The following is a 25,416-nucleotide window of genomic DNA, read 5'->3' as shown; positions in this document are numbered from 1 at the left end:
TTATCCCCTTAAATGATAGCCCTTCGGTTTGGTAAACGCCCTTAAGCCCTGGTGTGATAGAGTAGCACCGATGCCAGAATATTTTCTACCGCTCCAGGGCAGGGCTGCACTCACCCTGTCGCAACAGTTCCAATAACCCGAACCCGAGTCAAGCTGAGACAATATTTTTTCAGCCCTTGCCTGATCTGCTGTATAAACAGAAGCGGTTAACCCGTAATCGGTATCTTGCATCATATTAACGGCTTCAATATCATCTTTTACTTTCATAATGCCGATAATTGGTCCGAAACTTTCTTCCTGCATCACTAGCATATCGTTGCTTACATCAGTTAGCACTGTAGGTTCAAAGTAATAACCTTTTCCATCAACAGCCTTGCCGCCAGTCAATAATTTTGCACCTTTACTTAAAGCATCATTTACCTGGTTTTCAAGCACGGCAATCTGTTCTTTCCGCGTTAATGCACTAATGTAAATACCATCAACAGTAGGAAGACCTGTTTTCCAGCTTCGAACCTCAGTAATAAAAGCATTTAAGTATTCATCATATTTTTTTTCGTGCACATAAATGCGCTCTACAGAACAGCAGCTTTGTCCGTTATTGTAAAAAGCACCATCAGCTGTACCAATTGCAGCTGCCGTTACATCTGTAACGTCATCGGCGATGTACAAAGGATCTTTTCCACCTAATTCTAATTGACAAGGAACCATTTTAGGGGCTACTTTTTCGTAAATAAATTTTCCTGTTTTGTATGACCCTGTGAAGAAATAACCATCAAAGCCTATTTCTAATAGTGCACTTCCTGTTTCTTTTGCTCCTATAGCAATATGGAACACCTCATCAGGCACCCCTGCTTTTTTTAACAGTTTTGCAATTTCAATTCCTGTTAAAGTTGCATACTCTGATGGTTTGTACATTACCGCATTGCCACTCAATAATGCAGGAATAAAAACATTTACGCCAACCAGGTAAGGATAGTTCCATGCCGAAATGTTGCAGACCACACCCAACGGTTCATATTTAATAACCTCTTTCAAACCTGGTTCCTCAACCATTACCTCATCACTTAAATATTTTTCAGCATTATTGAGCATCCATTTAATGCGTGCCCTTGCGCCGTTAATTTCATTACGCGATTGTTGTAAGGGTTTGCCTACTTCTGATGTTAGCACTGCAGCCAGTTCTTCTATATTAGCTTCCAGTAAATCACTGAACTGGGTAATAACCTTAATCCTTTCGCCAAGTGTTTTACCTGCCCATAGCGGCTGCGATTCTTTTAAAGTCTCAAATTTAGCTTGAAGCGTAGATGGAGTATCCTCCGCTAAATTCGCAATAACTTCTTCTGTTGCTGGGTTGATGATTTGCATGTTCTTTGTTTTTACCACAGATTTTCACAGATGAATACAGATTTTAAAATGTAATAATCATTAGGATCTGTGTTTATCCTTTTTATCTGTGGTTAATATTTGAGTTTATCGCATGAATAAAAGCCTCGTGTATATTTTTGCTAAAAGGACCCTGCTGATCTTTTAACCGTTCAGGATGCCATTGTACAAATAGCAAAAAAGGTTTTCCTTCAGGTTTCATCCGCTCCATTGCCTCAGTAACGCCATCAGGAGATACTGCACTTACCACAAGGCCTTTTCCGGTTTTATCGGTACTTTGGTGGTGATTGCTGTTAACCAAGCCTTTATCTGTATTTACAATTTGATTTAACCATGAGGAAGGATTTACAATGATTTCGTGGTAACGGTCTGATTTATCTGGCATTTTACCGTGATCGAACTTTCCCCAGGTTGGAATATCAGGAATTAAAGTACCGCCAAAAAATACATTGCCCACTTGCATGCCACGACAAATACCCAAAACCGGAATTGAGTTTGCTTCTGTATAGGTTAAAACCTTAAACTCAAAGTTATCCCGTTCTTCATCAATGTCATCATCATAGCAATAATGATAGTATTCGGGCTGGTTATAAAAACGGGGATGAACATCTTCACCACCGGTTAAAACAATACCGTCGCATTTATTTATTTCATCAAAGTTGTTTAGTTTATAGCCAAGCTGGATAACCTCAACACTTTTATTGTAAGATAATACCCAATCCCGGTAAATGGCGTATTTGCTGCAATCGGTAACGCCAATAATTATTTTATCAGACATAGTCCTTTATGTTTTTGGCACAGATTTTTACAGATGAACACAGATTTGGACTGCAATTTTTTATTTAATTTATACAGCCTTTTATCTGTGTTCATCCTCTTTATTTGTGGTTAATAACTGCTTTAAAGTGCATTTAAATATAGCTGTTTAAAATCTGCTCTGCTTACCGGTTTTGGATTGTTTGGATGTGCAAAATCGGCAAAAGCTAAATCGGCAAGGGTTTCGATATGTTCATTTTTAACACCAATATCACTCAATTTATGCGGAATATTCACTTTTGTGTTTAAATCAAACAAGTATTTTACAACAGCCTCACCATTTTCATCTTTAAGTGCTAAAGTACGGGCAATTTTTTTAAAACGATCTTCAAAACCTGCAATATTGAACTGCATACCGTAAGGAATATTAACGGCGTTGGCCAAACCATGGTGGGTATCCAATAATGAAGATAGCGGATGCGCCAACGAATGTACAACACCTAAACCTTTTTGAAAGGCGATTGCACCCATCATTGATGCCATTAACATCTTACTGCGGCTTTCTAAATCCGGATTGTTGGTTGCCCTTTCCAGCGAATCTTTTATCAAAGAAATGCCTTCAAGCGCAATACCATCACACATCGGGTGGAAATTTTTGGCCAGGTAGGCTTCCATATTGTGTGTAAGTGCATCCATACCTGTTGCAGCAGTAATAAATGGTGGTAAATCCATAGTAAGCTGAGGATCTGCAAATACTATCTGCGCCATTAATTTGGGGGAGAACAGAATTTTTTTCTGGTGGGTTTCATCATCCGCAATAATTGCGCTACGGCCAACCTCACTTCCGGTACCTGATGTGGTTGGAATGGTAATAAAATGAGGAACATCATTGGTGACATAAATATCACCACCAATTAAATCGTCGTATTTAAATAAGTCTTCCCGGTGATTCACCCTGAGCACAATTGCTCTGGCAACATCAAGAGCCGCACCACCACCAATACCAATAATGCTATCACGATTAGTGGCATCCCAAACGTCAGTACCTTTGTAAACATCACTTTTAACCGGGTTTTTATGGATATCGCTAAAAACTTCGACAGAAATACTTTTTGCCCTCAAATCTTCTACAATGTTTTTAAAAAATGGAAGTTGCGCAATGGTGGCATCGGTAACAATTAATGGTGCTTTTAAATTGTGCTTGGTTAAATAGAAGGGTAATTCTTTTACTGCACCAGCACCAAAACGGATGGTTGTAGGGAAATTAAACTGATGGATCTTATCAAATATCATGGCAATTGTTTTTTGTTCCTTTTGTGTTTCTTAAGTTTGTGTTATGCTGAATTTTTCAGCATTTAATCTATAAAAGATTCTGAATCAAGTTACGAATCACAGATTCTAAAAAATTGTCGTCATTCTCGCGCTGGCGCTAATCTTAATGCAGCTCACAAACCCTGCCCTAGTCTTAAAATTCCCAATCAACCCGATAGCTATTGGGTTTGGAATGACGATAACCTGTATTCTCTCTTCTTTAATCCTTTTTTTTTCTAAAAATTTGATTTTTCAGCATGGAGACTTTAGATTAAATAATTTCTAAATACCTTTTCAGTTCCCAATCGGTTACCACTTTGGCATATTGCTTACATTCCCACTCGCGGGTCATGGTAAAATGATCAACGAAATCTTCGCTCAATAGTGTTTTGGCCAAATCAGAATTTTTCATCTTTTGTGTAGCTTCAAATAAATTACGCGATAGTATACCATTTGATAAATCGGTATAGCCATTCCCTTTTGTAGCCGGTTGATTGAGCTTTAAATTATTTTTAACACCATACATTCCTGCAGCTAAACAAGCCGAAAGTGCCAGGTATGGGTTAGTATCAGCACCAACAATCCGGGTTTCCAAACGCGATGCTTTTTTGCTTCCTGGCAATGCACGTAATGCGGTTGTGCGGTTATCAATTCCCCAGGTTATCGTGGTTGGTGCCCATGCACCTTCTACCAAACGTTTGTAACTGTTTATAGTTGGAGCAACCATCGGCAATAGCTCTGGCAGGCAGTATAGTTGACCAGCGATATAACTTTTCATTATTTCACTCATTTTAGCCGGATCCTTTTCATCGTAAAAATGGTTTGTTTTTTTATCTGTATCCCACAAACTTTGATGCACATGGCCGCTGCATCCTGGAAGGTTTTCACTTACTTTTGCCATAAATGTGGCCATTATACCGTGTTTGTAAGCAATTTCTTTAACAGCGGTTTTAAATAAAATGGCTTGGTCGGCCGCTTGTAAAGCTGGTGCATATTTAATGGCCGCTTCGTATACCCCTGGCCCTGTTTCGGTATGCAAACCCTCAATGGGAATATCAAATTTATTGAGCAGTTCGAACAGGTCGCTCATAAATTCATTCCTATAAGTACTCCTTAAAATGGAATAACCAAACATACCCGGACTTAAGGGTTTTAAGTTGGCAAAACCTTTCTCATAAATGCTTTCTGGTGTTTCCGAAAAATTAAACCACTCAAATTCTTGTGCAAAAAGGGGCGAAAAACCTTCATTCTCGCATTCAGTAATTATTTTTTTTAAAAGCTGCCTTGGACAAACAAAATTTGCATGGTCCTGATCATCAATGAAATCGCCTAAAAAGAAAGGAACTTCATTTTCCCAAGGGATTTTCCGGAAAGTATCAATATCAATTTTAACCTGCGCATCCGGATAACCGGTATGCCAGCCAGTGTATTTTCCGTTTTCGTAAGCCAGATCAGCTGCATCCCAACCAAAGGTAACATCACAAAAGCCTAAACGACCTTCAACCAGCGAAGCAAACTTTTCGGCTGCAACATATTTTCCCCTTAAAATACCATCAATATCAGCAACAGCCAATTTGACTTTACCAGAAGGATGATTTTTAACGTAATCCAGAATTTCTTTGCTTGTACTCATCAATCTGCCTTTTTGAATATTTTATATAAAAGAAATATGCCTAAAACGATACCCGAATAAATTAAACCCAATTTAAGATTATAAATCAGCATTGCGATGAAAGAAACGCACGAAATAATTAAAGCAATGATGGGAAACAGTGGGTAAACCGGAGTTTTGAAAGGCCTAGCCATCTCAGGCCGACTTTTCCGCAGCACCATTACCGAAATCATTGAAATAATATATAACGTTAAGGCCCCGAATACTGAAATAATAATAATTTCAGCGGTTTTACCCGATAACAGCGCAATGATGCCGATTACCATATTGCCAATTAGCGCATTTGCTGGTGTTTGAAATTTGGGTGAAATTTCCCCAAGGATAGCCGGAATACTTTTTACACGCCCCATTTCGTAAGTGGAGCGACCAGCAGCCAAAACCAAACCATGGAAAGAGGCGATTAATCCAAACAACCCCACGGTGATGAGTACATGATACATCAGGTGGTTATCGCCGGTAATCATCGATAAGGCAAGCGGTAATGGCGAATCAGAAGTTTCTCCTGATTTTCCGTTTTTGTATACAATGGCTTCCCAGCCGCCAATGCCAATGGTAGCGATAAAAACAAGTACACATAAAACAACCAACGTAAAAATACCCCATCCAAAACCTTTGCTGATATCACGCTGTGGGTTTTTAGTTTCTTCTGCTACATTGGCAACACCCTCTATACCCAGGAAAAACCAGATGGCAAAGGGTATGGCGGCAAAAACACCACTCCAGCCGTTCGGAAAATTATTTTGAATCAGATTTTCGGATCGGAATTTAGGCAATGTGATTCCAGAGAATAACAACAGCTCACCAACGGCTAAAACGGTAATTATTACCTCGAATGATGCCGCCGCTTTTACGCCATAAACGTTAAGTGCTGTAAATATAAAGTACACTGCAATTGCACTGGTAAGAACGGGTACCTGCGGAAAAAAAGCATTAAAATAAGCACCTATGGCAAACGCAATTGCTGGAGGTGCAAATATAAATTCGACCATTTGTGCAATGCCTGCTATAAAACCTATGTTTTTGCCCAGTGCGGTATTTGCATAATCAAAAACACCACCAGCCTTTGGTATTGCGCAGGCCAGTTCGGCATAGCTGAAACTAAAGGTAACATACATTACCATAATGGCAACTGTGGCAATGGCCATACCTAGCGTACCGCCCTTCTCCAGGCCTAAATTCCAGCCGAAATACATTCCGGAAATTACATACCCAACACCGAGCCCCCAAAGCATAAAAGGAGTAAGCGTTTTTTTTAAGCCATCTTTTTGTTCCATGGATAGGATGTATAAGATTGAAATAAGTTTATATAATCTGCTCGAAAATGATCATTATTGGCTTCGGTATCTGATGGTTAAAGTAGTAATTATTTTTCAGTGATTTAACTAATAAAAAGTTTTGTTATAATAATTTACTGTTTTTTTTAAAAGTTCTTTAACCTGCCTGTGTGTTTTATTATCTTGCATTACCAAACATTATTTTATGAACAAAAATGCTCTCCAGCCATCTGAAAATTTTAAGAAGATGGCACGAAAATCTATTCAAGCAATTTTATTATTCATAGTAACCTACCTTATATTAATTCTCGGTGCTGTATGCTTAACTGTCCTTTGTGCATATGCAGGTTTGATGCTAATTGCTCTTAAACCGATGTTTTTTACCTTCATGTTGGGTGGTGGGTTGGTCTGTTTTGGTGTTTTAATATTGGTTTTTTTAGTGAAATTTATATTTAAGGTTAATAAAGTTGACCGCTCTCATTTAACCAGGATAACAAAAGCCGAACACCCTGATCTTTTTAAAATGATTGATGAAATTGTTGAAGAGGTAGGGACAGATTTACCTAAAAAAGTATACTTATCCTCCGAGGTTAACGCTTCTGTATTCTATGATTCTAGTTTTTGGAGTATGTTTTTTCCAGTAAAGAAGAATCTGCATATTGGTTTGGGCCTAATGAATACAATATCCATTAATGAACTAAAAGCTATTCTCGCACACGAATTTGGCCATTTTTCCCAAAAAAGTATGCGTACAGGGAGTTATGTTTATAACGTTAACCAAGTAATTTATAATACCCTATATGATAATGATGGGTATGGAAATTTCACTCAAAAATTAGCTGGTATCAGTAATTATTTAGCGATTTTTGTGGTTTTGGCAAATAAAATCATTGCAGGTATACAATTTATTTTAAAGAAAAATTATGATTCAGTTAATTTGAATCATTTGGCCTTATCAAGAGAAATGGAGTTTCATGCCGATGCAGTTGCTGCTAGTGTTGCGGGTTCTGATGCATTAATTACCGCACTTCATCGCCTGCAACTGGCTGATTATTCATTAAATAACGTGTTTAATTATTATAACGCTAAAATTATTGAGAAGGAGAAAACCATTAATATTTTCCCTCAGCAAAAATTCGTCTTGGATTTTTATGCTAATCTACAAGATATCACCGTTGAAAATAACTTACCTATTGTATCTGAAGAACACTATAATAAATTTAATAAAAGTAAACTTGTGCTTAAAGATCAATGGTCATCGCACCCAAGCACTAAAGATAGGGTAGCGCATTTAAGAAAATTAGATTATCCACTTAAAAGTTATGGTGTAGGAATTGCAACAGATTTACTGACAAACAAACACCTGGTTTTGGAGGAGATTACTAAAAAGCTCTTTGATGCAATTGATTATGGCAATTCTCCAATTATATCAGATCCCGGCAAATTTGAACTTGATTTTTGGGAAAATCAAAAACAGTATTCTCTTAATAATATGTATAATGGATATTTTGATTTTAGAGATCCATTAATTGACTTTAATGAAGATGCTTTCGAAAAGCGATTGCCAATTATACAAGGCCAGATAGGCGACTTGTTTAATGATGAAAATTTAAGTTTAATCTATCTGCAAGATGGTATTAAGACTGATTTAAATACACTAAAGCAAATTGAGGATGAAGTTTTTAGCGTTGATACTTTTGATTACGATGGACAGCGCCATATTAAAACAGATTGTACCGAGCTTATTGTGCGGCTGAATGCTGAATATGAAGAACTGGAAAGCAAATTAAAGCAATTGGATAAACAGATCTTTGAATATTTTTTGTCAGTCGCTTTTAAGCAGAATATGGTTAACGATCTTAAATGTCTTTATGATAGCAATAAAGAGATCAACGTTCTGCTGCAAAACCAGCAGGCCTTACTAAATAAAATTATAGAGATTACTTCATTTATGCGCGTCAGCACTGCTTTTGAAACAATATCGCAAAAAATGTTTTTAGTAAAAGATGAAGAAGTGATTTTTAAAGAGCAGCTTAAATTTTTGCTTACCGATCCTATTTATACTGATGAAGTATCAGTTGAGGATAGAGATAAAATAGAAAAATTTATAGCAGCCAATTATAAATATTTTGCTGGCGGTAGTTATTTCGATGATCAGGTGGATGATCTTTTTGAATGTATTAATTTGTTTAGTAAAATTACTAATGGTGCGGGTTTTAAAGCGAAAAAAAAGTTACTGGATTTTCAGGCAGATTTAGAAGTTGCCGATGTAGGCAAAGTAAATGGCTTGGTAACAGGTTGATTAAAAGGTTTGCTGCAAAAAAAAAATCTGCAGGTTTTATGAAATTAATTCGTAAAACCTGCAGATAATTTAATTTAGATTGCTCGTTGTGAAATATTGGCTAAACTAATGAGTAAGGCAATGCAATTATTCAGTATATCCTTGCTGCACCCAATAATCTATTCCAAATCACGGTTTTTATTTACAATCTGACTGTCCCTAGTGTTTTTCTGCACCGTAATGGCACCAAAAAGCGAGAGTAAAAATGCAAAGGCATAAAATCCTTTTTCACTGGGCAGTAAAGTTGCATTCCACAAACCGATTACCAATAAGGTGATGGTTAAAAGCGTAGAAAACCAACTGATGCCATAATAAATTTCAGTAACCGGAATACCCTCCAGCTTATCGCGAACAGCCTTTTGTAAAGAGATTACGGCGAAAAGGCCAAACATCAATACGGTAAAATAATATCCTTTTTCATTAAGAAGCATATCAGAACGCCATAGCCCTACAATAAAGCCGATCATTCCGATACCTAATGCCATCCAGGCAGCTGCCACGAATGCATTTGATGGTTTTTGATTCATTGTTTTGAGATTTAATTTAATTCAATAGTCAACGCTAAAGATTCGCAAAAGGTATAAAATTAAAAGATAGTATTTTAAATTATTTAAGGAATCTGAGCTACTAAGGGAATGTGATGATTTAAGCCATTATGCATGAGTAAACTCATATCAGCACAACCTGATAAGATTTTTGGAAAATAATAAGTTTACCAAGCAATTTTGATAAACAAGCTTATAGAAGTAAAATCCGTATTTATCTTTTTACATTGGAGGTTAAAACTCATCAACTTATTCAATTGCATTGATAAAGGAAAAATCAAACAAAATCCTATCTTTTGCATTATAGCTGTATAATATTACCTTAGTTATATGCAAATATTGCTTACTTCTGCCCAAATGCGCAGTGCCGATCAGTTTACCATTGCCAATAAACCGATAGCATCGATCGATCTGATGGAAAAAGCTGCGCGCGCTTTCGTTCAAAGTTTTTTAAGAACTGAATTTGACACCAATAAAAGTGTGGCCATATTTTGTGGAAAGGGGAACAACGGCGGCGATGGACTGGCAATAGCCCATTTGCTTATTGCGAATGGTTACGAAAATATAAAAGTTTACATCATAAATTTTAGCGATAAACAAAGCGGCGATTTTGCAATCAATTTGCAACGGATTGAAGAAACGCGGTGTAAAAAAATCATCATTAATCAACTTGCCGATTTAAAAAATATCAAAGCAGACCTGATTATCGACGCCATCTTAGGATCTGGATTAAACAAACCCTTAAGCGGACCATTTGAGGAACTCGCTTATGGAATTAACAAGCTAAATAAAAAAGTGTATGCAGTTGATGTTCCCACAGGTTTTTTTGCGGAAGGTAGATTGCCTAGAGATTATAATGGTATAAAAGCATATAAAACGATCTGTTTTCAAAGACCTAAAATCAATTTTTTCTTTCCGGAATCTGTTCTGGCTACTGAAAAGTATGAGGTGGTTGATATTGGCCTGGATGAAGCCTTCATCCAAAAACAACAGGCTGATTTCTGTCTTGTAGAAAAAAGTGATATAGATAAAATCCTAAAGCCGCGAAAATTATTTAGTCATAAAGGTACTTATGGTCATGCCCTTGTTATTGCCGGTGATGCAAATACAATGGGAGCAGCATTACTATCATCTATGGCCTGTTTGCATGCCGGAGCGGGATTAACAACGGCATGTATTCCAACAAGCGGTTTAAATGCACTAAATACTGCTTTGCCAGAAGTTATGGCTCTGCCAAGAGCGGATGATGTTACGATTAAAGATCCGAAAAGGTACCAGGCGATAGCTATAGGCCCAGGCTTGGGTACTGATGAAAACAACGAAAAACTGCTCGAAGACTTAATTTTGAATAATCAGGCTTTAATTATCGATGCCGATGCTTTAAATATTCTTGGAAAAAGACCAGATCTGATCAAAAAACTGGCGCCTAACACCATCATTACTCCCCATATGAAAGAGTTTGATCGGTTATTTGGCGACCATGATAGTTGGTGGGAGCGGGTAGGAACTGCAAAAAAACTAGCAGAAAAGCTCAAAATCGTAATCGTGCTTAAAAATCAATATACTTTTATCTGCTTGCCAACAGGTCGCGTTTTAATTAATTCAACCGGTAATCCAGCTATGGCACAAGGAGGAATGGGCGATGTTCTTACAGGTATTATTGCTGGTTTAGTTGCACAGCAATATTCAGCCAGTGATGCCGCTGTTTTAGCCTGTTACTTACATGGCAAAGCTGGAGATCATTTAGCAAGCGAAAGTTTTGTGGTTACCGCATCTCAGGTTGCTGCCAGAATTTCTAAAGAAATTAAAATCTGCATGGCCAATTAGTTAATAGAATCTTATGTGGAAAAAAAATGAATTGAATCTACTATGGTTCTAGTTTAAAAATCTATAGCTTAAGGGAATATTTAGAAATCAGAAACCTAAAAACGGAAAACAAATTATTATGGCACAAAAAGAATACACGCTGAATGAATTAATTCAGGAATCAGCTGAAAACCCAAATGAGAACGACTTTTTTGAATTGGAAAAACCAGCCATGCTGGAAGTAAACCTTAAAAATCAAAAGATTTTGGCTAAAGCAGGTTCTATGGTGGCTTACATCGGTAATATCGATTTTAAAAGAGAAGGTTTATTGAGTAAAGGTTTAGGTGGTTTGTTAAAAAAAGCGATATCAGGTGAAGGTACTTCGCTAATGCATGCCACTGGCACAGGTAAATTATATCTGGCAGATGAAGGCAAGAAAGTAAAGATCATCAAACTTCAAAACGAATCAGTTTTTGTAAATGGCAACGACGTACTTGCGCTGGAAGAAAATATTAAAAATGAGATAAAAATGCTTAAAAGCATTGCCGGGATGATGAGTGGAGGCTTATTTCAGGTTAAACTTTCGGGAAGCGGATACATTGCCATTACCACACATGGAGAACCAATTTTGTTAAGGGTTACAGGCAACCAACCAGTTTATACCGATCCAAATGCTACAGTGGCGTGGTCTGAAAATTTAACACCCAACATTAAAACAAATCTAACTTTCGGCTCATTTATTGGAAGAGGAAGTGGCGAATCATTCCAATTGGAGTTTTTTGGTGAAGGATGGGTATTGGTACAACCATATGAAGAAGTGAAGTACGCGGCGAAATCTTAATCGTCAACCAGGTCGCAGCGGAGAGATCTATTTCAAAAAAGATGCCTCCCTGCCTTTCTTATTTGATCAAGTAAGTTTCCTGCCCCCAATGTCGATTAATGGTAAGAAACATCGATCAAAATGTTATAAAACAAAAATCCCGACACTTTTTAATGTCGGGATTTAATATATTAATTAAATAATTTCTATTTAAACACCACCCATAACGGTAAGTTTATCCATTGTTGGATTAACACTGCCACCAGTTGGCTCTAATGTAACGGCAAAAGCTTGTGCTTCCTGGATAGTCTGCATTTTTACTAAGGCTTCGTTACTGGTAGAATCGGTTTTTCCGAATACACCTAAACTTACTGGTTTTCCATTTACAAGTGCCCATAATTGATATTCATGTTCGGCATCTGTTTTAGGTAAATCCATTGCCACATAGTTAATCAGCACGCTTTTATCTTTTTTGTTCCAATAAACCTTCATTTTAGAAGATGGACTAAAAGCCTGTCCTGCCATACGAATGGTTGCCCATTCTTTACTATCGGCCATAGTAGCCATGTTATCTAAACCTTGGTTTTCAAATTCAAGCTTACTAACTACTCCGGCAAATTTCTGTTTGTCGAGGTTTAAACTTGCAATTTGGTCGTGCGCAGCATTAAGTTTATTATAAGTAATAAATAGTGCTGCAGTACTTACTACCAATAAAGCTATACAAGCAACTAAGGCATAACGCAAAGTTCTCACTTTTGCACTACTTCCATCCAAACGTATAATTCTTGGTTCTTCTGTATAAACTGGTTCGGGTTGAACATTCACATTCTCTTCAACTTCACTTAACCCCAACTTCTCGAATAATCTTGTTTCTACATCTGCAGATGGCTCTACAGCATTTTGCATAGCATATTGCTCCATAGCTTGCTCAATGGCAGCTATTTCATCTCTAACCTCTAGGTTTTGAGATGCCATTTCCTCAACCTGCAACGCTTCTTCAGGTGATAAATCACCTAAAACGTACAGCTCAAGTACTCCAGATTCGATATATGCTTTTAAATTTTCCACGCTCAATTAAAATTCCTTCTCAATTCAATAATAGCCAACCGGATCCGGGTTTTCACCGTACCTAATGGCAGATCTAACTTTTCTGCGGCTTCCACATGTGTGAAACCCTTGTAATAAACTAAATCAAGAACTGCTTGTAAATCCGGTTTAAGGTTTTCTACAAGTTGCTTAACTCCAAGAACATCCGGATTAAACGTAACCTTGTTTTGTTCATCAACGAAACTTACGTTATTTTCTATATCTTGGTTTTTGAGTGAATTCTTAAAATCTTTAGAACGAAGTTTGTCGATCGATAAATTGCGGGCAATATTCATCATCCACGTAAACAAACGTCCTTTAGTATGATCATAGTGTGTAGCAGACTGCCAGATTTTTACGAAAGTTTCTTGTAAAACATCTTCTGCAAGTTCAGTATGGGTAATAATGCGTGAAATAACGCCGTAAAGCGCTGAGGAATACATGCTGTACAGTGTTTTTAGTACCGCTGGATCTTTCGATTGCAGTGCTTGAACAAGTTCAGGCTCGGTTAGAGTTAATTTTTTTAATGCAGTCACTATCGGTCACTAAGATACAATACAGAACATTAAAACCAAAAAAATGTTTTATAAATTCATTCCTTTAAGGAGTGCGATTTAATAAAAGAGGTTAAATCGCTTATAATAATAGATTTAGGCAATTCCTTCAATCGGAAAAAGGTGTTTTTCGGCATGGTAAGATGAACGAACCAAAGGACCGCTTTCTACATATTTTAAACCTTTTGCTAAACCAGCCTCTTTATACATAGCAAATGTATCTGGATGGATCCAATCAACCACAGGATGGTGATTACGTGTAGGTTGTAAATATTGGCCTAAAGTTAATATATGAACACCATTGGCAACTAAATCGTCCATTGCCTCAAAAATATCTTCTTCAGTTTCACCTAAACCCAGCATAATGCCCGTTTTAGTTCTTAAACCAAATTCTGAAATCCTTTTTAAGGCCTCTAAACTTCTATCGTATTTTGCCTGGATACGCACTTGTTTGGTTAAACGCTTAACTGTTTCCATATTGTGCGAAACCACTTCTGGTCTTTCTTCTAAAACGCGGTATAAATTATCCCACTGTCCTTTAAAATCAGGAATTAATGTTTCTAAAGTGGTAATAGGGCTTTCTCGGCGGATGGCTTGTAATGTTTCTGCCCAGATGATTGAACCACCATCCTTTAAGTCATCACGATCTACCGAAGTAATTACGCAATGTTTAACGCCCATTAACCTTACAGAATCGGCTATGCGGTTAGGTTCATCTACATCAACAGCCAAAGGACGGCCTGTTGCAACGGCACAAAAAGAGCAGCTACGGGTACAAATGTTACCTAAAATCATGAAAGTTGCCGTGCCTGCACCCCAGCATTCGCCCATATTAGGGCAATTACCACTTTCGCAGATGGTGTGGAGCTTGTGCGTATCTACTAAACTGCGAACTTGGGCATATTCCTTACCAACAGGTAATTTTACACGTAACCAATCGGGTTTACGTTTAACTTCAGTCACAGCAGGTACTACCGGTAAATCAATCATGCTACAAAGTTAACGAATAGGATTGAAATGTTACAATAATGAAATGTTTGTAGGTTGTAATAATGTAAGGGCAACTTGCAAAATCTGCTGAGCGGGTGCCCATCGACTTCGCAAGAATAGCAATGGTTAAATTATATCCTTTTCAAATGCAATTTGTGTTTTATTCTCTTTGAAGCCAATTCGCTTATAAAATTTATGACTTTCAATACGTACTATATTGCACCTAACCTTTAATTTTTTGAGCTCTTGCTTTTTTGCCCAAAGTGTTATATTTTCAATCAATTGTTTTCCAATTTGATGATTCCGGTAAGTTTCGTCAACAATCAAACCTCCAATTTCTACAAAAGCATCAGATTCTATTCTTAAAGTGTAAAATGCATGAATCCAGCCTACTATTTTGCCATTAATTAATGCGACAAATGCGCAATTTTCGATGCTGTTATTGATGAGTTTAATCCGGGCTGTTGTTTGTTTTACATCACTTTTGTAACCCAATTGTGTAGAAAGCTTGGCTACAATATCTGCATCTTTTTCGGTTATCGCTCTAATTTCGACCATTGTTAAAAGGGTTATTATGTTAAACTAAATTAAGATTAAAAAATTGTTCTAACGTCAGATGGTAACATCTGACGGAACGGATACCTGATGCTGGCTAATCGGTATAATGTTAGTAAGTTAAGCCATTGGCACAGGTGAAAATAATTTAACCACAGATAAAAAGGATGAACACAGATATAAAAATCAGTGTTTATCTGTGTGGATCTGTGGTTAAAAACCTTAATTTAATGACATTCCTCACAGAGGCCAGCGCTGGCTAACTTCGTAATTTTACGATCATAAAATCATCAAACCCTGCCACAAAAACCCAATTGAAGCGGCAGCCTGAGCCCCTTCGGCAAAGCTATAGCGGAAAGAGGGACTACCATTACTCATAAGCACTAAAGTACCTTTCCAAATAATAATTAAAATATTTGTGAGCATTTGCTATTTGCAAGTGATGACCGATATTGCCTTTTCAAATGTTAGCTTAAAATCATAACCTAAACATTGCAACTTTAAACGTTTTTACTTTCTAACTAAATCTTACATTTGCAGTATGAATACTGGCTTACAGCTTTATAATACGCTTTCGCGCAAAAAAGAACTTTTTCAACCCTTAAATGCACCTAATGTTGGGATGTATGTTTGCGGTCCTACCGTTTATAGTGATGTGCACCTGGGCAATTGCCGCACATTTATATCATTCGATTTAATTTTTAGGTACCTTAAATATGCGGGTTATAAAGTGCGTTATGTACGTAATATTACCGATGCTGGCCATTTAGAGGGCGATAGGGATGAAGGTGATGATAAATTTGCAAAACGTGCAAAATTAGAACAGCTTGAGCCAATGGAAATTGTACAGAAGTATACTCTAGGTTTCCATGATGTATTGCGGATGTTTAATACACTGCCGCCAAGTATCGAGCCTACTGCTACCGGACACATTATTGAGCAAATTGAAATGATTAAAGTAATTATAGCCAATGGTTATGGTTACGAAGTGGATGGCAATGTGTATTTCGATGTAGAAAAATATAGCAAAGAATACAATTACACGATTTTAACCAACCGTAACCTGGAAGATATGCTGAACAATACCCGCGAATTGGGTGGTCAGGATGAGAAACACGGGAGGTTGGATTTTGCCCTTTGGATAAAAGCAAAGCCAGAAACGTTAATGCAATGGCAATCGCCCTGGGGCATGGGTTTTCCGGGCTGGCATATCGAATGTTCAGCAATGAGTGCTAAATATCTGGGGGCCGAATTTGATATTCACGGAGGTGGAATGGATTTAGCGGCCACGCACCATACCAACGAAATTGCGCAATCTGAGGCTTGCAGCCATAAACAACCTGCCCGTTATTGGATGCATACCAATATGCTTACGGTAAACGGTACGCGGATGTCTAAATCGGCGGGGAACGGTTTCCTTCCGTTAGAGTTGTTTACGGGCGATCATCCCTTACTGAAGAAAGGCTACAGCCCGATGACGGTTAAGTTTTTTATGTTGCAGGCACATTACCGTAGTACTTTGGATTTTTCTAATGATGCCCTGGATGCTTCAGAAAAAGGCTTTCGCCGTTTAATGTCGGCGGTTGGTTTGTTGGATAAACTTCAGGTTGCAGAACAGAATGATTTTGACATTGATGCCTTAAAAGAAAAATGTATCCATGCAATGAATGACGATTTTAACAGTCCGATTTTAATTGCAGAACTCTTTGAAGCAGTAAGAATTATCAATACCGTTTATGATGGTAAAGGGAAAATCTCTGCCGAAGCGTTAGAAAAATTAAAGCAACTGATTAACGATTTTGTTTTCGATATTTTAGGCCTTAAAGATGAGGATGCGGGAGGAAATGACTTAAACGGCGTTTTGGATATGGTAATAAATTTAAGAACTGAGGCTAAAGCAAATAAAGATTACGCAACTTCTGATCGTATCCGCATCGGGCTGCAGGAATTAGGTATTCAGCTTAAAGATGGCAAAGAAGGAACAACCTGGAGTAAGGCTTAACGAGTTTGGAGTTGGGCGTTTGGAGTAAAGAGCCGATAGTTTTAAACGATGAGAAAAATTGGTTTAGTAGGGGGCATTAGCTGGGTATCAACAATAGATTATATCGGTTTACATTGCCATCCCCTGCGCCTTTCAAAGGGGGATGAGTTAAGCGCAAGGAAATTTTATGCATTTTAAGCTCGCCCATTAGTTTGTATACCCTTGGAGGCAGCTGAAGGGTGGAAATGATATACATTATTACCATATATCGCGAAAAATAACCCTTTAATGTGTAATTGTTAATTACTTTTGAAATCATCCATCAAAGAAAATTTTATATTCGCCAAACATATTATCTTAATTAATAATGAAACAATTATTTTCAACCGCAATAGCTTCGCTTTTAGCCCTTAGTGCTTTTGCACAAAAAAGTGACGGAACAACCAAATCTTTAGTAAATGCTGAAAAGGATTTCGCTAAGTCGATTGCCAAAAATGGAGATAAAGAAGCTTACATAGATTATTCATCTACCAGTACTTTGGTATTCAGACCAAACCCTGTTAATGCTAAAACTTTTTATGCTGGTAAAGCTAATGCTGAAAATGATGTAACATGGACACCAAATTTGGCGAAAGTATCGCGTAGTGGTGATTTAGGTTTTACTACCGGCCCTTATGAAATCGGAACTTCAGAAAAAAAATACGGTCAGTACCTTTCTATCTGGAAACCAGAAAATGGCAAATGGAAATTAGCGATTGATTTAGGGACAGAGAGCAACAAACCGCTAACTAAATTTACACCTTCGTTTGTTGAACCTAAAGACCACGTTGCACCTAAATTTTTGAATGAAAGAGAAATTAAAGCCGGAAAAGAAATCATTTTAACCACTGAGAAAACCCTTAATACTTTATTAAAAACACATGGAATTGCTGCTTTTGGAGGTTTTTTAACCAATGATGCACGTTTGCTTTTCCCTGGTAATGAAGCCATTGATGGAAAAGGAAAAATTGTTGCTTTTTATAATAGCATGATCAGCAAGATCAATTTAAAAACTACAGGTGTAGATAAAGCAATAGGTAGCGATTTGGCTTACACTTACGGTGTTGCCACCATCGATTATAAAGCCGACCTGCGTGAAAGCTTTAACTATGTTTTTGTTTATGAAAAAGCAGCAGATGCGAGCTGGAACTTAATTGTACAGGCATTCGTACCTGCAGAAAGATAAAATAACAATGTGAATTAAAAGAGGGCTATCCATAAAAAGAAGCCCTTTTTTTATTTCTTAAATTATTGCTTCCTGCAACTTTGCTAAAGTTTAGCCACAGTTGAATTACAATTTGATGAAGCGATATCCATCCAGCAACGCGATAATATAACTAAATGCAGCATTTTTACGCTTTAGGGAAGATTATCACAAATAAAAATGTTCATTTTACGTTTAAAATTCATGAATAAAAAATTACTTCTACTCTCCACGCTCTTATTACTTTTTTTAAACGTATCGGCACAAAAAAGAAAGTTCGATTTGCAGGGTAAAGCGGGCGCAAGGGGCATTATGCCAGAAAATACCATTGAAGGAATGTTAAAAGCTTTGGATTTGGGTGTTAACACGTTAGAAATGGACGCTGTGATTTCTAAAGATAAACAGGTTGTACTTTCTCAAGAGCCTTATTTTAACAATGAAATCTCACTTCAGCCTAACGGAAAAGCGATTTCTTTGAAAGATCAGAAGAAATACAACATTTATAAGATGGATTATGAAGAGGTAAAGAAGTTTGATGTAGGCAGTAAAGTTCATAGTCGTTTTCCTGGTCAAATGAAATTTAAAGCATATAAACCCTTACTTTCTGAAACAATAGATGCGGTTGAGGATTATGTTAAAGCACACAAATTGGCTAAACCAGTTTATAGCATTGAAACAAAAACCATTAAAAACGGTGATAACGAATTTCATCCGGAGCCTGCAGAATTTGTAGAGCTGATTATGGGAGTGATCAATGAAAAAAAGATTGCCAAAAGGGTAATTATCGAATCGTTTGATATGCGTACCCTACAATACCTGCACGAAAAATATCCTAAAATACAAACTTCGTTGTTGATTGATGAAAAAGAACCTTTTGAAGATTATATAGAGAAATTAGGATTTAAACCAACCATTTATAGTCCATATTCAGTGCTGGTTGGTAAAGGTTTGGTAGATCGGTGCCACGATATGGGTATTAAAATTATTCCGTGGACGGTAAATACTGTTAAGGAGCTTAAATATTTTATGGATTTAGGTGTAGATGGGGTAATTACTGATTTTCCTAATATTAAGGGGCAAATTAAGTAGCTGAAGTAAATCGTAGTTTATAAGGTCATGATAATGATTTCAATGAAACATAAACTGTTGTTGGGGTAAGAACGAGTAAACAAAATATATAAAAATAAAAAAAGCGCTGGTTTCAGCGCTTTTTTTATTTTTCTCTTGAGCTATGCCTAGTGGTGTGATTCAGGAGCTTCTGTATGGTTTACCTCAGTTTTCTCGTGAGAAGAAGTTTCTTTTTCATGGTGGAAAATTGGTCTTGTAAAAGCTAAAAGAAGGATTAAAACAATAATCCAAGCCGTTAATGGTAATGCCCAAATGCCTTTAGTTTGATGAACCGGTGCGTGTGAATCGTGAGCTGACATATCGAATATTTTTGATTTAAAGATTTATGCTTTGTAATTAAGTGGTAAAGATACTAACAAAATTAAAATAAGCGTAATTTGACCAATTGTATTTTAGGTAGCGCAAGAAATTAAAAGACAAGAGATATAATTTTAATAATTGTGCTGTTAACAATTCGTTTTATGAATTAAATTGAGCTAAAGCATTCTTAATTTGCCGCCTGTGCCGTAATATATGAACAATGGCATGCTCAAGCATTTGTTCTACGTCATACTGCTGTCCCCATCGTGTATTTATTTTCCTGGCTGGATTTAGCTCTTCCATTGTAATATTAGGATTTCGGTTGAAAAAGTCCTCATTATAGTTAAGTGCTTCCTGGATAAGGGAAATATAGGGTAGTACTTCATCAAATTCTTGCCGTTCTGGTCTAATGGTATGCAATCCGACTGAGTTTTCGATATATATTGCGTAACTGAACATTGAAGCCGCTACATGCGTTAAAATGGTTTGGATGGAAATGCAATCTGTATTTGAACTAACTGGCTCAATGGTTTTAAGCAGTTGCTGCGGGTTGATTGGTCTGATAACTATTATCAGTTCATCAACTGCCTTTTTATATTCGTCCATTAGTGCGGCAATTGCACCGGTGAGGTTGTTGGTATCCATCTTAAACAAATATAATAATTTAGTTGGTCACCATTTGGAACCACTAACTACTTTAATGTTGATTTATAATCCTTTAGTGCAAGAATTATAAATTTCGCTGATTACAACAAGTCTTTAATTATTTTTTCGATAGACAAACCTTCGGCTTCAGCGCGATAATTACGCACAATACGGTGGCGCAAAATAGGTTCAGCAACGGCTTTAACATCTTCGATGTCGGGAGAATATTTTCCAGTTACTGCGGCATGGCATTTTGCACCCAGTACTAAAAACTGAGAGGCACGAGGGCCAGCACCCCAGCTGATATATTTATTAACCGCATCTGTAGCAAATTCGCTGTTCGGGCGGGTTTTGGAAGCTAATTTTACAGCATATTCCAAAACATTATCTGTAATGGGAATATCGCGGATCAGTTTCTGAAAATATTGAATATCGTCTGCATGAATAATTTTTTGCAGTTGAATGGTTTTATTACTGGTGGTGTTTTTAACAATATTCAATTCATCAGCAAAAGCAGGATAGTTTAACTGAATATTGAACATGAAACGATCTAGTTGCGCTTCGGGTAGGGGATAAGTTCCTTCCTGCTCAATTGGGTTTTGTGTGGCCAAAACGAAAAAAGGTTTCGGTAAAATATGTGTTTGCCCAGCTGCGGTAACCGATTTCTCTTGCATGGCTTCTAACAAGGCGGCCTGTGTTTTTGGAGGGGTACGGTTTATCTCATCAGCGAGGATAATATTAGAAAAAACAGGCCCTTTTATAAACTTAAAGTGCCTGTCTTCTCCTAAAATCTCTGCGCCAATAATGTCGCTTGGCATTAAATCCGGTGTAAACTGAATTCGATTGAAATCGAGATCTAAAACAGAAGCTACAGTTTGTACAAGTAAAGTTTTGGCTAATCCCGGTACGCCAACCAACAAACAATGTCCGTTGCTAAAAATGGCGATTAAAACAGATTTTATGATGTCATCCTGTCCAACTACTACCTTGCTTATTTCGGCTTTAATATTGTTGAAAGATTGATGAAGTGCATCAACAGCTTCTACTTCGTTCTTATACTGCATTGGTGTTATTTTGCGGCTGTGGTTTTAGTCCAAATTTTTAATTCATCACAGGTATTAAATTCGTCGTCAATTTTAATGTAAGTACTTTCGCGACGTTTTTCAAACCATTCGCTTAAAGTACGATTAATTTTATCACTTTGTGCGGCATCTCTGATTTTTGGAAAATCTTGCGCAAGATTTGCTTTGTGAGGAGGTATTTTAGATTTTAAGTATAAAATACGGTAACCTTGTTTTCCATCTGCTGCGGTAAATAAATCTGGCTTAGAAATGCCACCGATTTTCATTGTGTCAATTACCAAAAATATTGTTGGATCTAATTTATCAACCGGGATAAAAGTACTTCTAGCCTGTACATTTTCCGCATTAAGCATCATACCGCCATTATATTTACTTTCTTTATTGTCAGAATAAAGGTTTGCTGCTGCTGCAAAGCTCAATTTTTTGCCAATAATATTGTTGTAAATACTATCTGCATGCAGTTTTAAACGGGTTAAACTTTCTGGCGTGGTTTTAGGCATGATTAAAATATGCCTAACGTGTACTTGTTCACCTCTACGCTCTAACACCTGCAAAAAGTGGAAGCCATAATCAGTTTCAAACACTGGTGAAATTTCTCCGGCCTTTAATTTAAAAGCCCATGCTGTAAATTCTTTAACCATGGTATTTCTGTCGATAAAACCATAATCACCACCATCGGCGGCAGAACCTGGATCTTCAGAATAGGTTTTAGCCAAAACGCCCATATCTTCGCCGCTTTTAACCCTTAAACGAAGGGCTTCAATTTTATCGCGGAATTTTTGTTTTTCTGCTCTTGTTAACTGAGGATTCAAAACCACCTCACCAACTTCTACCTCTGTATTAAATTCAGGAATGCTATCTCCCAGCGTTTTGAAATATTTTTCAACCTCCATTGGGGTAACATTGATGTTTTCTGTGATTTTTTGCTGCATTTTCTGCGCAATCAACTCATCTTTTACGGATGGTCTGATCTCATCTTTATACTGAAGAACCGATTTGTTTAAAAATTGCTCTAAACGCTCCTGTCCACCGGCACGTTGCATACTGTAACGCATGCGTTTGTTAACCTCATCATCAACTGCACCATCTTCAACCATTACCGAATCGATTTCAGCTTGTTGTTTAAGTAGTTTTTGGGTTAAGGTTTGTTGTAAAATTTTGCATTTAATATCATTATTTGGTTGGTTTCCCTGGTAAAGATATTGTGTGTATTGTTGGTTTAAATCTGATAGCAGGATAATATTGTTTCCTACAACAGCAGCAACTTTATCAACGGTATGCTTTTGCGCGAAACTGTTTAAGAACAGGCAAATTAAAGCGGTTGCTACTAAAAAAACTTTCTTCATTCTATTTATTATATTTTGCAAATTTAATACTAATGGTTTTAAAATCAGATCGGTTACAATTTGGCGAGTTTTTTAAGCTCGTTTTCGTTAATCTTGACCTGATATTTTTGTTTAAGGCTTTTAAGCCATTTATCTTCTAAGCTAAGCTGGTAATCGGCAATCACCTCTCCTCTAACTTCACTTAAAGGTTTATTGTAATTTTGTTGGTTCGTAGTGTAAAAATCAAGTATCGCCTGTTCATCTTCCTGAGCCTTATTCCAAATTTTTTGTTCCGAAACATTGAACATTAAAACGCCCTCGCGATATTCGTTCAATAAAAAATCGCGGTCTTTATTACTTCCCCCAACTTTCTTATGCGTGGTTAATGCGTCCTCATAAGTTTTAATTTCTTCCTGATAACTGGCATTTTTATCCAAACCCATATCACGGGCATCCAAAACTTTAAGTTTAAAATTTATATACAAGTTTAAATACGTTTGTAAGGTATCATAAGCCGCACTAATGTTGCCATTATGGCTTTTTTTGTAGGCCCACATAAACTCCTTGGCACTTATCGATTTACCGTTTACCACAGCAACGTTTTGTGCAAACGAAATGCTGTAAATAAGGCTGAAAATAAATAGGCAATAAGCTTTCCTCACGCAGAGCACTCTATAAATTTTAAGGGATAAAAGTAACAATTAGCGGCGCTATTATAAGATATTTAACTAATTTTAACAGATATTATTATTCAACAAAAATACGAATGGAAAACCAGGTTACCAACAATGCGAATGCTTTACGCTTATTTTTTACTGAAGAGGTTTTTTTGGTTAAGGATGAAAGCGTAGAAATTCTGCCTTTAGGTAATCCTGAGCCAGTTTTTGCTGACGAAAATGTTTCAGTTACCGAAGTAAAAGAATCTGTTTTAAAACCGGAAATAGCGCAAATTCCTCAGATTAATGCTACAAATATACCGAAAGTTAATACGCAAGAACCTGAAATTCCGCAGATTGTGGCAGAACCGCTTACCGAAAAAACGTTTAAATTTTTAGGCGGAAATAAAAAATCGGTATTGATTTTAGTGAACGACAATCAGAACGATGTTAGTAGCGAACAGGGAAGGGAACTGCTGAGGAAAATAGTCAAAGCAGTAGATTTGGGTACGCCAGACTTTGCCATTTTAAACTATGCAAATTACACCGGCACTGATTATCAAACTTTGCACAGGTTTTTTAAACCCCTTATTATGTTATCGTTTGGAGTGGAAGTTGCCGAACTTAAATTAAACCTTAGCTGGCAAAATGAAATTATCGTTCACGAAAGCACCAGAATAATTTTCGCCCCTAATCTTCATCATCTTGAAAGTGATATAACCGCAAAAAAATTGCTGTGGGGGCATCTTCAGAAAATCAAATAAGCCTGTATAATGGTAAATAATGAGGAGGCATTAATATTTTTGTAGCAACCTCAAAAATTTCTAAACATTCCAATTTAAAAACGCCCAATATTTCAATGAAAAAACTTGTTTTTGCTACAAATAACCAACATAAAACTGAAGAAATACGTGCTGCACTTGAAGGTAAGTATGAAATTCTGAATTTGGAAGATATTGGCTGCCTGGTTGATATTCCTGAAACGGCTGATACTTTTGAAGGAAACGCAACCCTAAAAAGCAGTTATGTAGTAGCGCATTTTAACCTGGATTGTTTTGCTGATGATAGTGGTTTGGAAATTGAGGCATTAAATAATGAGCCCGGGGTTTACTCTGCCAGGTATTCAGGAAGCCGTGATAATATAGAAAATATTCAGCTGGTTTTAAAAAAACTTGAAGGCATTGCCAATAGAAAAGCACGGTTTAAAACCGTAATTTCCTTAATGCAAAATGGTGAAAATCATATTTTTGAAGGCACAATTGAAGGCACAATCCGGACAACGCTATCTGGTTCAAACGGCTTTGGATATGATCCGATTTTCGAGCCAGATGGTTATGAATCAACTTTTGCCGAAATGGATCTGGCGGAAAAAAATAAAATCAGTCATAGGGCGATTGCACTTAGAAAGATGATGGAGTTTTTGAAAGGGCAATTATAAGAATCTTTTCTTCCTTTTGCCACTTTGTCGATTGTCTATAAAAGTTACAATCTCTAAGATATCTTTTTTGGGTTTAATTCGGTAAACAACTGATATGTGAGGGATGATAAAACCTATGTGCGTATTTTTTGTCTTATAGGTTTTTCTAGAAATTAGTGGTTCTTCAGATAGTGTTTCAAGATATGTAAATACCGTGATAATGAATTTTTTTACTTCAACTTCAGTCCAGTTTTCCTTTAGTTAATCAATATTTTTTTGAAAGGTCTCGCCTGCTTTTTCAGACCAAATAATAGTCATTAAATACTAAACCTTTTTTTCGCCTCTTCATGGCTAAAACTTTCACCACGATCTAATTGGCTTATTCCTTCAAAAATATCATTTTTCTGACTATCGTTCAATTCATCAAACCAATCAATATCCCTTGCAATAATTAATGATTTAATATCCCTGATTAAACTTTCATCATCCGAATTAATAATCTGTTGAAGTACACTTAGTTTTTCTGATTGTAAATCCATAAATAAA

24 protein-coding genes are annotated in these 25,416 nt (G+C 36.8%); 8 read left to right on the top strand and 16 right to left on the bottom strand.

Annotation, left to right across the window (positions count from 1 at the left end; genetic code table 11):
• The 5 genes from ASE74_RS10340 to eat all read right to left on the bottom strand — a co-directional run bounded on the left by ASE74_RS10340 (position 1) and on the right by eat (position 6,396).
• Positions 1–1,365, bottom strand: a complete 1,365-nt coding sequence (locus ASE74_RS10340) for an aldehyde dehydrogenase family protein (protein ID WP_055909452.1) — start codon at positions 1,363–1,365, stop codon at positions 1–3.
• Between the two features lie 82 nt (positions 1,366–1,447).
• Entirely contained in the window at positions 1,448–2,161 is a 714-nt protein-coding gene (locus ASE74_RS10335; RefSeq protein WP_055908185.1) for a gamma-glutamyl-gamma-aminobutyrate hydrolase family protein, read from the bottom strand.
• A 122-nt stretch (positions 2,162–2,283) separates the two neighbouring features.
• Positions 2,284–3,432, bottom strand: a complete 1,149-nt coding sequence (locus ASE74_RS10330) for an iron-containing alcohol dehydrogenase (RefSeq protein ID WP_055908182.1) — start codon at positions 3,430–3,432, stop codon at positions 2,284–2,286.
• Between the two features lie 289 nt (positions 3,433–3,721).
• Positions 3,722–5,083 (bottom strand): glutamine synthetase family protein, encoded by a 1,362-nt coding sequence (locus ASE74_RS10325; RefSeq protein ID WP_055908179.1) that lies wholly within the window; start codon positions 5,081–5,083, stop codon positions 3,722–3,724.
• Positions 5,083–6,396 carry an ethanolamine permease gene (gene eat, locus ASE74_RS10320; RefSeq protein WP_082458733.1) on the bottom strand — a complete coding sequence of 438 codons (1,314 nt, stop codon included), beginning with the start codon at positions 6,394–6,396 and terminating at the stop codon, positions 5,083–5,085. The genes ASE74_RS10325 and eat overlap by 1 nt, the downstream gene beginning before the upstream one ends.
• A 205-nt stretch (positions 6,397–6,601) precedes the next feature.
• Between eat and ASE74_RS10315 the strand changes: the two genes are divergently transcribed.
• A complete protein-coding gene (locus tag ASE74_RS10315) occupies positions 6,602–8,698 on the top strand; it encodes a M48 family metalloprotease (protein ID WP_055908177.1) in 2,097 nt (698 codons plus the stop codon).
• A 158-nt stretch (positions 8,699–8,856) separates the two neighbouring features.
• Here the strand turns inward: ASE74_RS10315 and yiaA are convergent, their stop codons facing one another.
• Positions 8,857–9,264, bottom strand: a complete 408-nt coding sequence (yiaA, locus tag ASE74_RS10310; protein WP_055908174.1) for an inner membrane protein YiaA — start codon at positions 9,262–9,264, stop codon at positions 8,857–8,859.
• A 348-nt stretch (positions 9,265–9,612) separates the two neighbouring features.
• Between yiaA and ASE74_RS10305 the strand changes: the two genes are divergently transcribed.
• Both ASE74_RS10305 and ASE74_RS10300 read left to right on the top strand, forming a co-directional pair.
• Positions 9,613–11,109 carry a bifunctional ADP-dependent NAD(P)H-hydrate dehydratase/NAD(P)H-hydrate epimerase gene (locus ASE74_RS10305; RefSeq protein ID WP_055908170.1) on the top strand — a complete coding sequence of 499 codons (1,497 nt, stop codon included), beginning with the start codon at positions 9,613–9,615 and terminating at the stop codon, positions 11,107–11,109.
• Positions 11,110–11,227: 118 nt separating this feature from the next.
• Positions 11,228–11,929 (top strand): AIM24 family protein, encoded by a 702-nt coding sequence (locus tag ASE74_RS10300; RefSeq protein ID WP_055908167.1) that lies wholly within the window; start codon positions 11,228–11,230, stop codon positions 11,927–11,929.
• Between the two features lie 189 nt (positions 11,930–12,118).
• Here ASE74_RS10300 and ASE74_RS10295 read toward each other — a convergent pair whose 3' ends face one another.
• The 4 genes from ASE74_RS10295 to ASE74_RS10280 form a co-directional block, all read right to left on the bottom strand.
• Positions 12,119–12,976, bottom strand: coding sequence for an anti-sigma factor domain-containing protein (locus ASE74_RS10295; RefSeq protein WP_055908166.1), 858 nt, complete (start codon positions 12,974–12,976; stop codon positions 12,119–12,121).
• A 2-nt stretch (positions 12,977–12,978) separates the two neighbouring features.
• Positions 12,979–13,530, bottom strand: coding sequence for an RNA polymerase sigma factor (locus tag ASE74_RS10290; RefSeq protein ID WP_025144171.1), 552 nt, complete (start codon positions 13,528–13,530; stop codon positions 12,979–12,981).
• Positions 13,531–13,644: 114 nt separating this feature from the next.
• The gene (lipA, locus tag ASE74_RS10285; protein ID WP_029278501.1) at positions 13,645–14,538 is read right to left on the bottom strand and encodes a lipoyl synthase; all 894 of its coding nucleotides are present in this window, start codon (positions 14,536–14,538) and stop codon (positions 13,645–13,647) included.
• A gap of 126 nt (positions 14,539–14,664) precedes the next feature.
• Positions 14,665–15,096: a GNAT family N-acetyltransferase gene (locus tag ASE74_RS10280; protein WP_055908163.1), complete on the bottom strand. Its 432-nt coding sequence runs from the start codon at positions 15,094–15,096 to the stop codon at positions 14,665–14,667.
• Between the two features lie 538 nt (positions 15,097–15,634).
• On the opposite strand from ASE74_RS10280, the gene cysS reads away from it, so the two are divergent.
• The 3 genes from cysS to ASE74_RS10260 all read left to right on the top strand — a co-directional run bounded on the left by cysS (position 15,635) and on the right by ASE74_RS10260 (position 19,406).
• Entirely contained in the window at positions 15,635–17,095 is a 1,461-nt protein-coding gene (gene cysS / locus ASE74_RS10275; RefSeq protein ID WP_055908160.1) for a cysteine--tRNA ligase, read from the top strand.
• A 346-nt stretch (positions 17,096–17,441) separates the two neighbouring features.
• On the top strand, positions 17,442–18,299 hold the full coding sequence (locus ASE74_RS10265; RefSeq protein ID WP_055908153.1) for a nuclear transport factor 2 family protein: 858 nt from the start codon (positions 17,442–17,444) through the stop codon (positions 18,297–18,299).
• Positions 18,300–18,521: 222 nt separating this feature from the next.
• Positions 18,522–19,406, top strand: coding sequence for a glycerophosphodiester phosphodiesterase family protein (locus tag ASE74_RS10260; protein WP_055909444.1), 885 nt, complete (start codon positions 18,522–18,524; stop codon positions 19,404–19,406).
• A 146-nt stretch (positions 19,407–19,552) separates the two neighbouring features.
• On the opposite strand, the gene ASE74_RS10255 is transcribed toward ASE74_RS10260, so the two are convergent.
• From ASE74_RS10255 to ASE74_RS10235, 5 genes are all read right to left on the bottom strand, one after another.
• Positions 19,553–19,744 (bottom strand): hypothetical protein, encoded by a 192-nt coding sequence (locus ASE74_RS10255; protein ID WP_055908150.1) that lies wholly within the window; start codon positions 19,742–19,744, stop codon positions 19,553–19,555.
• 160 nt (positions 19,745–19,904) lie between these two features.
• Positions 19,905–20,390 (bottom strand): hypothetical protein, encoded by a 486-nt coding sequence (locus tag ASE74_RS24900; protein WP_055908147.1) that lies wholly within the window; start codon positions 20,388–20,390, stop codon positions 19,905–19,907.
• Positions 20,391–20,491: 101 nt separating this feature from the next.
• Complete coding sequence (locus tag ASE74_RS10245; protein ID WP_055908143.1) at positions 20,492–21,454, bottom strand: MoxR family ATPase; 963 nt, start codon at positions 21,452–21,454, stop codon at positions 20,492–20,494.
• A 5-nt stretch (positions 21,455–21,459) separates the two neighbouring features.
• The gene (locus tag ASE74_RS10240) at positions 21,460–22,818 is read right to left on the bottom strand and encodes a peptidylprolyl isomerase (protein WP_055908141.1); all 1,359 of its coding nucleotides are present in this window, start codon (positions 22,816–22,818) and stop codon (positions 21,460–21,462) included.
• Positions 22,819–22,871: 53 nt separating this feature from the next.
• Positions 22,872–23,459, bottom strand: coding sequence for a hypothetical protein (locus tag ASE74_RS10235; RefSeq protein WP_235526053.1), 588 nt, complete (start codon positions 23,457–23,459; stop codon positions 22,872–22,874).
• 104 nt (positions 23,460–23,563) lie between these two features.
• On the opposite strand from ASE74_RS10235, the gene ASE74_RS10230 reads away from it, so the two are divergent.
• Positions 23,564–24,217: a hypothetical protein gene (locus ASE74_RS10230; protein WP_055908135.1), complete on the top strand. Its 654-nt coding sequence runs from the start codon at positions 23,564–23,566 to the stop codon at positions 24,215–24,217.
• A gap of 95 nt (positions 24,218–24,312) precedes the next feature.
• Positions 24,313–24,891, top strand: a complete 579-nt coding sequence (locus tag ASE74_RS10225) for a non-canonical purine NTP diphosphatase (RefSeq protein WP_055908132.1) — start codon at positions 24,313–24,315, stop codon at positions 24,889–24,891.
• Between the two features lie 296 nt (positions 24,892–25,187).
• Here ASE74_RS10225 and ASE74_RS10220 read toward each other — a convergent pair whose 3' ends face one another.
• A complete protein-coding gene (locus ASE74_RS10220; protein WP_055908130.1) occupies positions 25,188–25,409 on the bottom strand; it encodes a hypothetical protein in 222 nt (73 codons plus the stop codon).
• Positions 25,410–25,416: the final 7 nt, after the last annotated feature.

This window comes from Pedobacter sp. Leaf216 (genome assembly GCF_001421515.1).
Taxonomy (GTDB): Bacteria; Bacteroidota; Bacteroidia; order Sphingobacteriales; family Sphingobacteriaceae; genus Pedobacter.
Note: the sequence above shows the minus strand (reverse complement) of the source record. Positions and strands in the feature narration are given on the sequence as shown.

Coding starts and splice junctions, on each gene's coding strand:
- ASE74_RS10340 (WP_055909452.1), bottom strand. CDS start 1,365: ATGCAAATCATCAACCCAGCAACAGAAGAAGTTATTGCGAATTTAGCG.
- ASE74_RS10335 (WP_055908185.1), bottom strand. CDS start 2,161: ATGTCTGATAAAATAATTATTGGCGTTACCGATTGCAGCAAATACGCC.
- ASE74_RS10330 (WP_055908182.1), bottom strand. CDS start 3,432: ATGATATTTGATAAGATCCATCAGTTTAATTTCCCTACAACCATCCGT.
- ASE74_RS10325 (WP_055908179.1), bottom strand. CDS start 5,083: ATGAGTACAAGCAAAGAAATTCTGGATTACGTTAAAAATCATCCTTCT.
- eat (WP_082458733.1), bottom strand. CDS start 6,396: ATGGAACAAAAAGATGGCTTAAAAAAAACGCTTACTCCTTTTATGCTT.
- ASE74_RS10315 (WP_055908177.1), top strand. CDS start 6,602: ATGAACAAAAATGCTCTCCAGCCATCTGAAAATTTTAAGAAGATGGCA.
- yiaA (WP_055908174.1), bottom strand. CDS start 9,264: ATGAATCAAAAACCATCAAATGCATTCGTGGCAGCTGCCTGGATGGCA.
- ASE74_RS10305 (WP_055908170.1), top strand. CDS start 9,613: ATGCAAATATTGCTTACTTCTGCCCAAATGCGCAGTGCCGATCAGTTT.
- ASE74_RS10300 (WP_055908167.1), top strand. CDS start 11,228: ATGGCACAAAAAGAATACACGCTGAATGAATTAATTCAGGAATCAGCT.
- lipA (WP_029278501.1), bottom strand. CDS start 14,538: ATGATTGATTTACCGGTAGTACCTGCTGTGACTGAAGTTAAACGTAAA.
- ASE74_RS10280 (WP_055908163.1), bottom strand. CDS start 15,096: ATGGTCGAAATTAGAGCGATAACCGAAAAAGATGCAGATATTGTAGCC.
- cysS (WP_055908160.1), top strand. CDS start 15,635: ATGAATACTGGCTTACAGCTTTATAATACGCTTTCGCGCAAAAAAGAA.
- ASE74_RS10265 (WP_055908153.1), top strand. CDS start 17,442: ATGAAACAATTATTTTCAACCGCAATAGCTTCGCTTTTAGCCCTTAGT.
- ASE74_RS10260 (WP_055909444.1), top strand. CDS start 18,522: ATGAATAAAAAATTACTTCTACTCTCCACGCTCTTATTACTTTTTTTA.
- ASE74_RS10255 (WP_055908150.1), bottom strand. CDS start 19,744: ATGTCAGCTCACGATTCACACGCACCGGTTCATCAAACTAAAGGCATT.
- ASE74_RS24900 (WP_055908147.1), bottom strand. CDS start 20,390: ATGGATACCAACAACCTCACCGGTGCAATTGCCGCACTAATGGACGAA.
- ASE74_RS10245 (WP_055908143.1), bottom strand. CDS start 21,454: ATGCAGTATAAGAACGAAGTAGAAGCTGTTGATGCACTTCATCAATCT.
- ASE74_RS10240 (WP_055908141.1), bottom strand. CDS start 22,818: ATGAAGAAAGTTTTTTTAGTAGCAACCGCTTTAATTTGCCTGTTCTTA.
- ASE74_RS10230 (WP_055908135.1), top strand. CDS start 23,564: ATGGAAAACCAGGTTACCAACAATGCGAATGCTTTACGCTTATTTTTT.
- ASE74_RS10225 (WP_055908132.1), top strand. CDS start 24,313: ATGAAAAAACTTGTTTTTGCTACAAATAACCAACATAAAACTGAAGAA.
- ASE74_RS10220 (WP_055908130.1), bottom strand. CDS start 25,409: ATGGATTTACAATCAGAAAAACTAAGTGTACTTCAACAGATTATTAAT.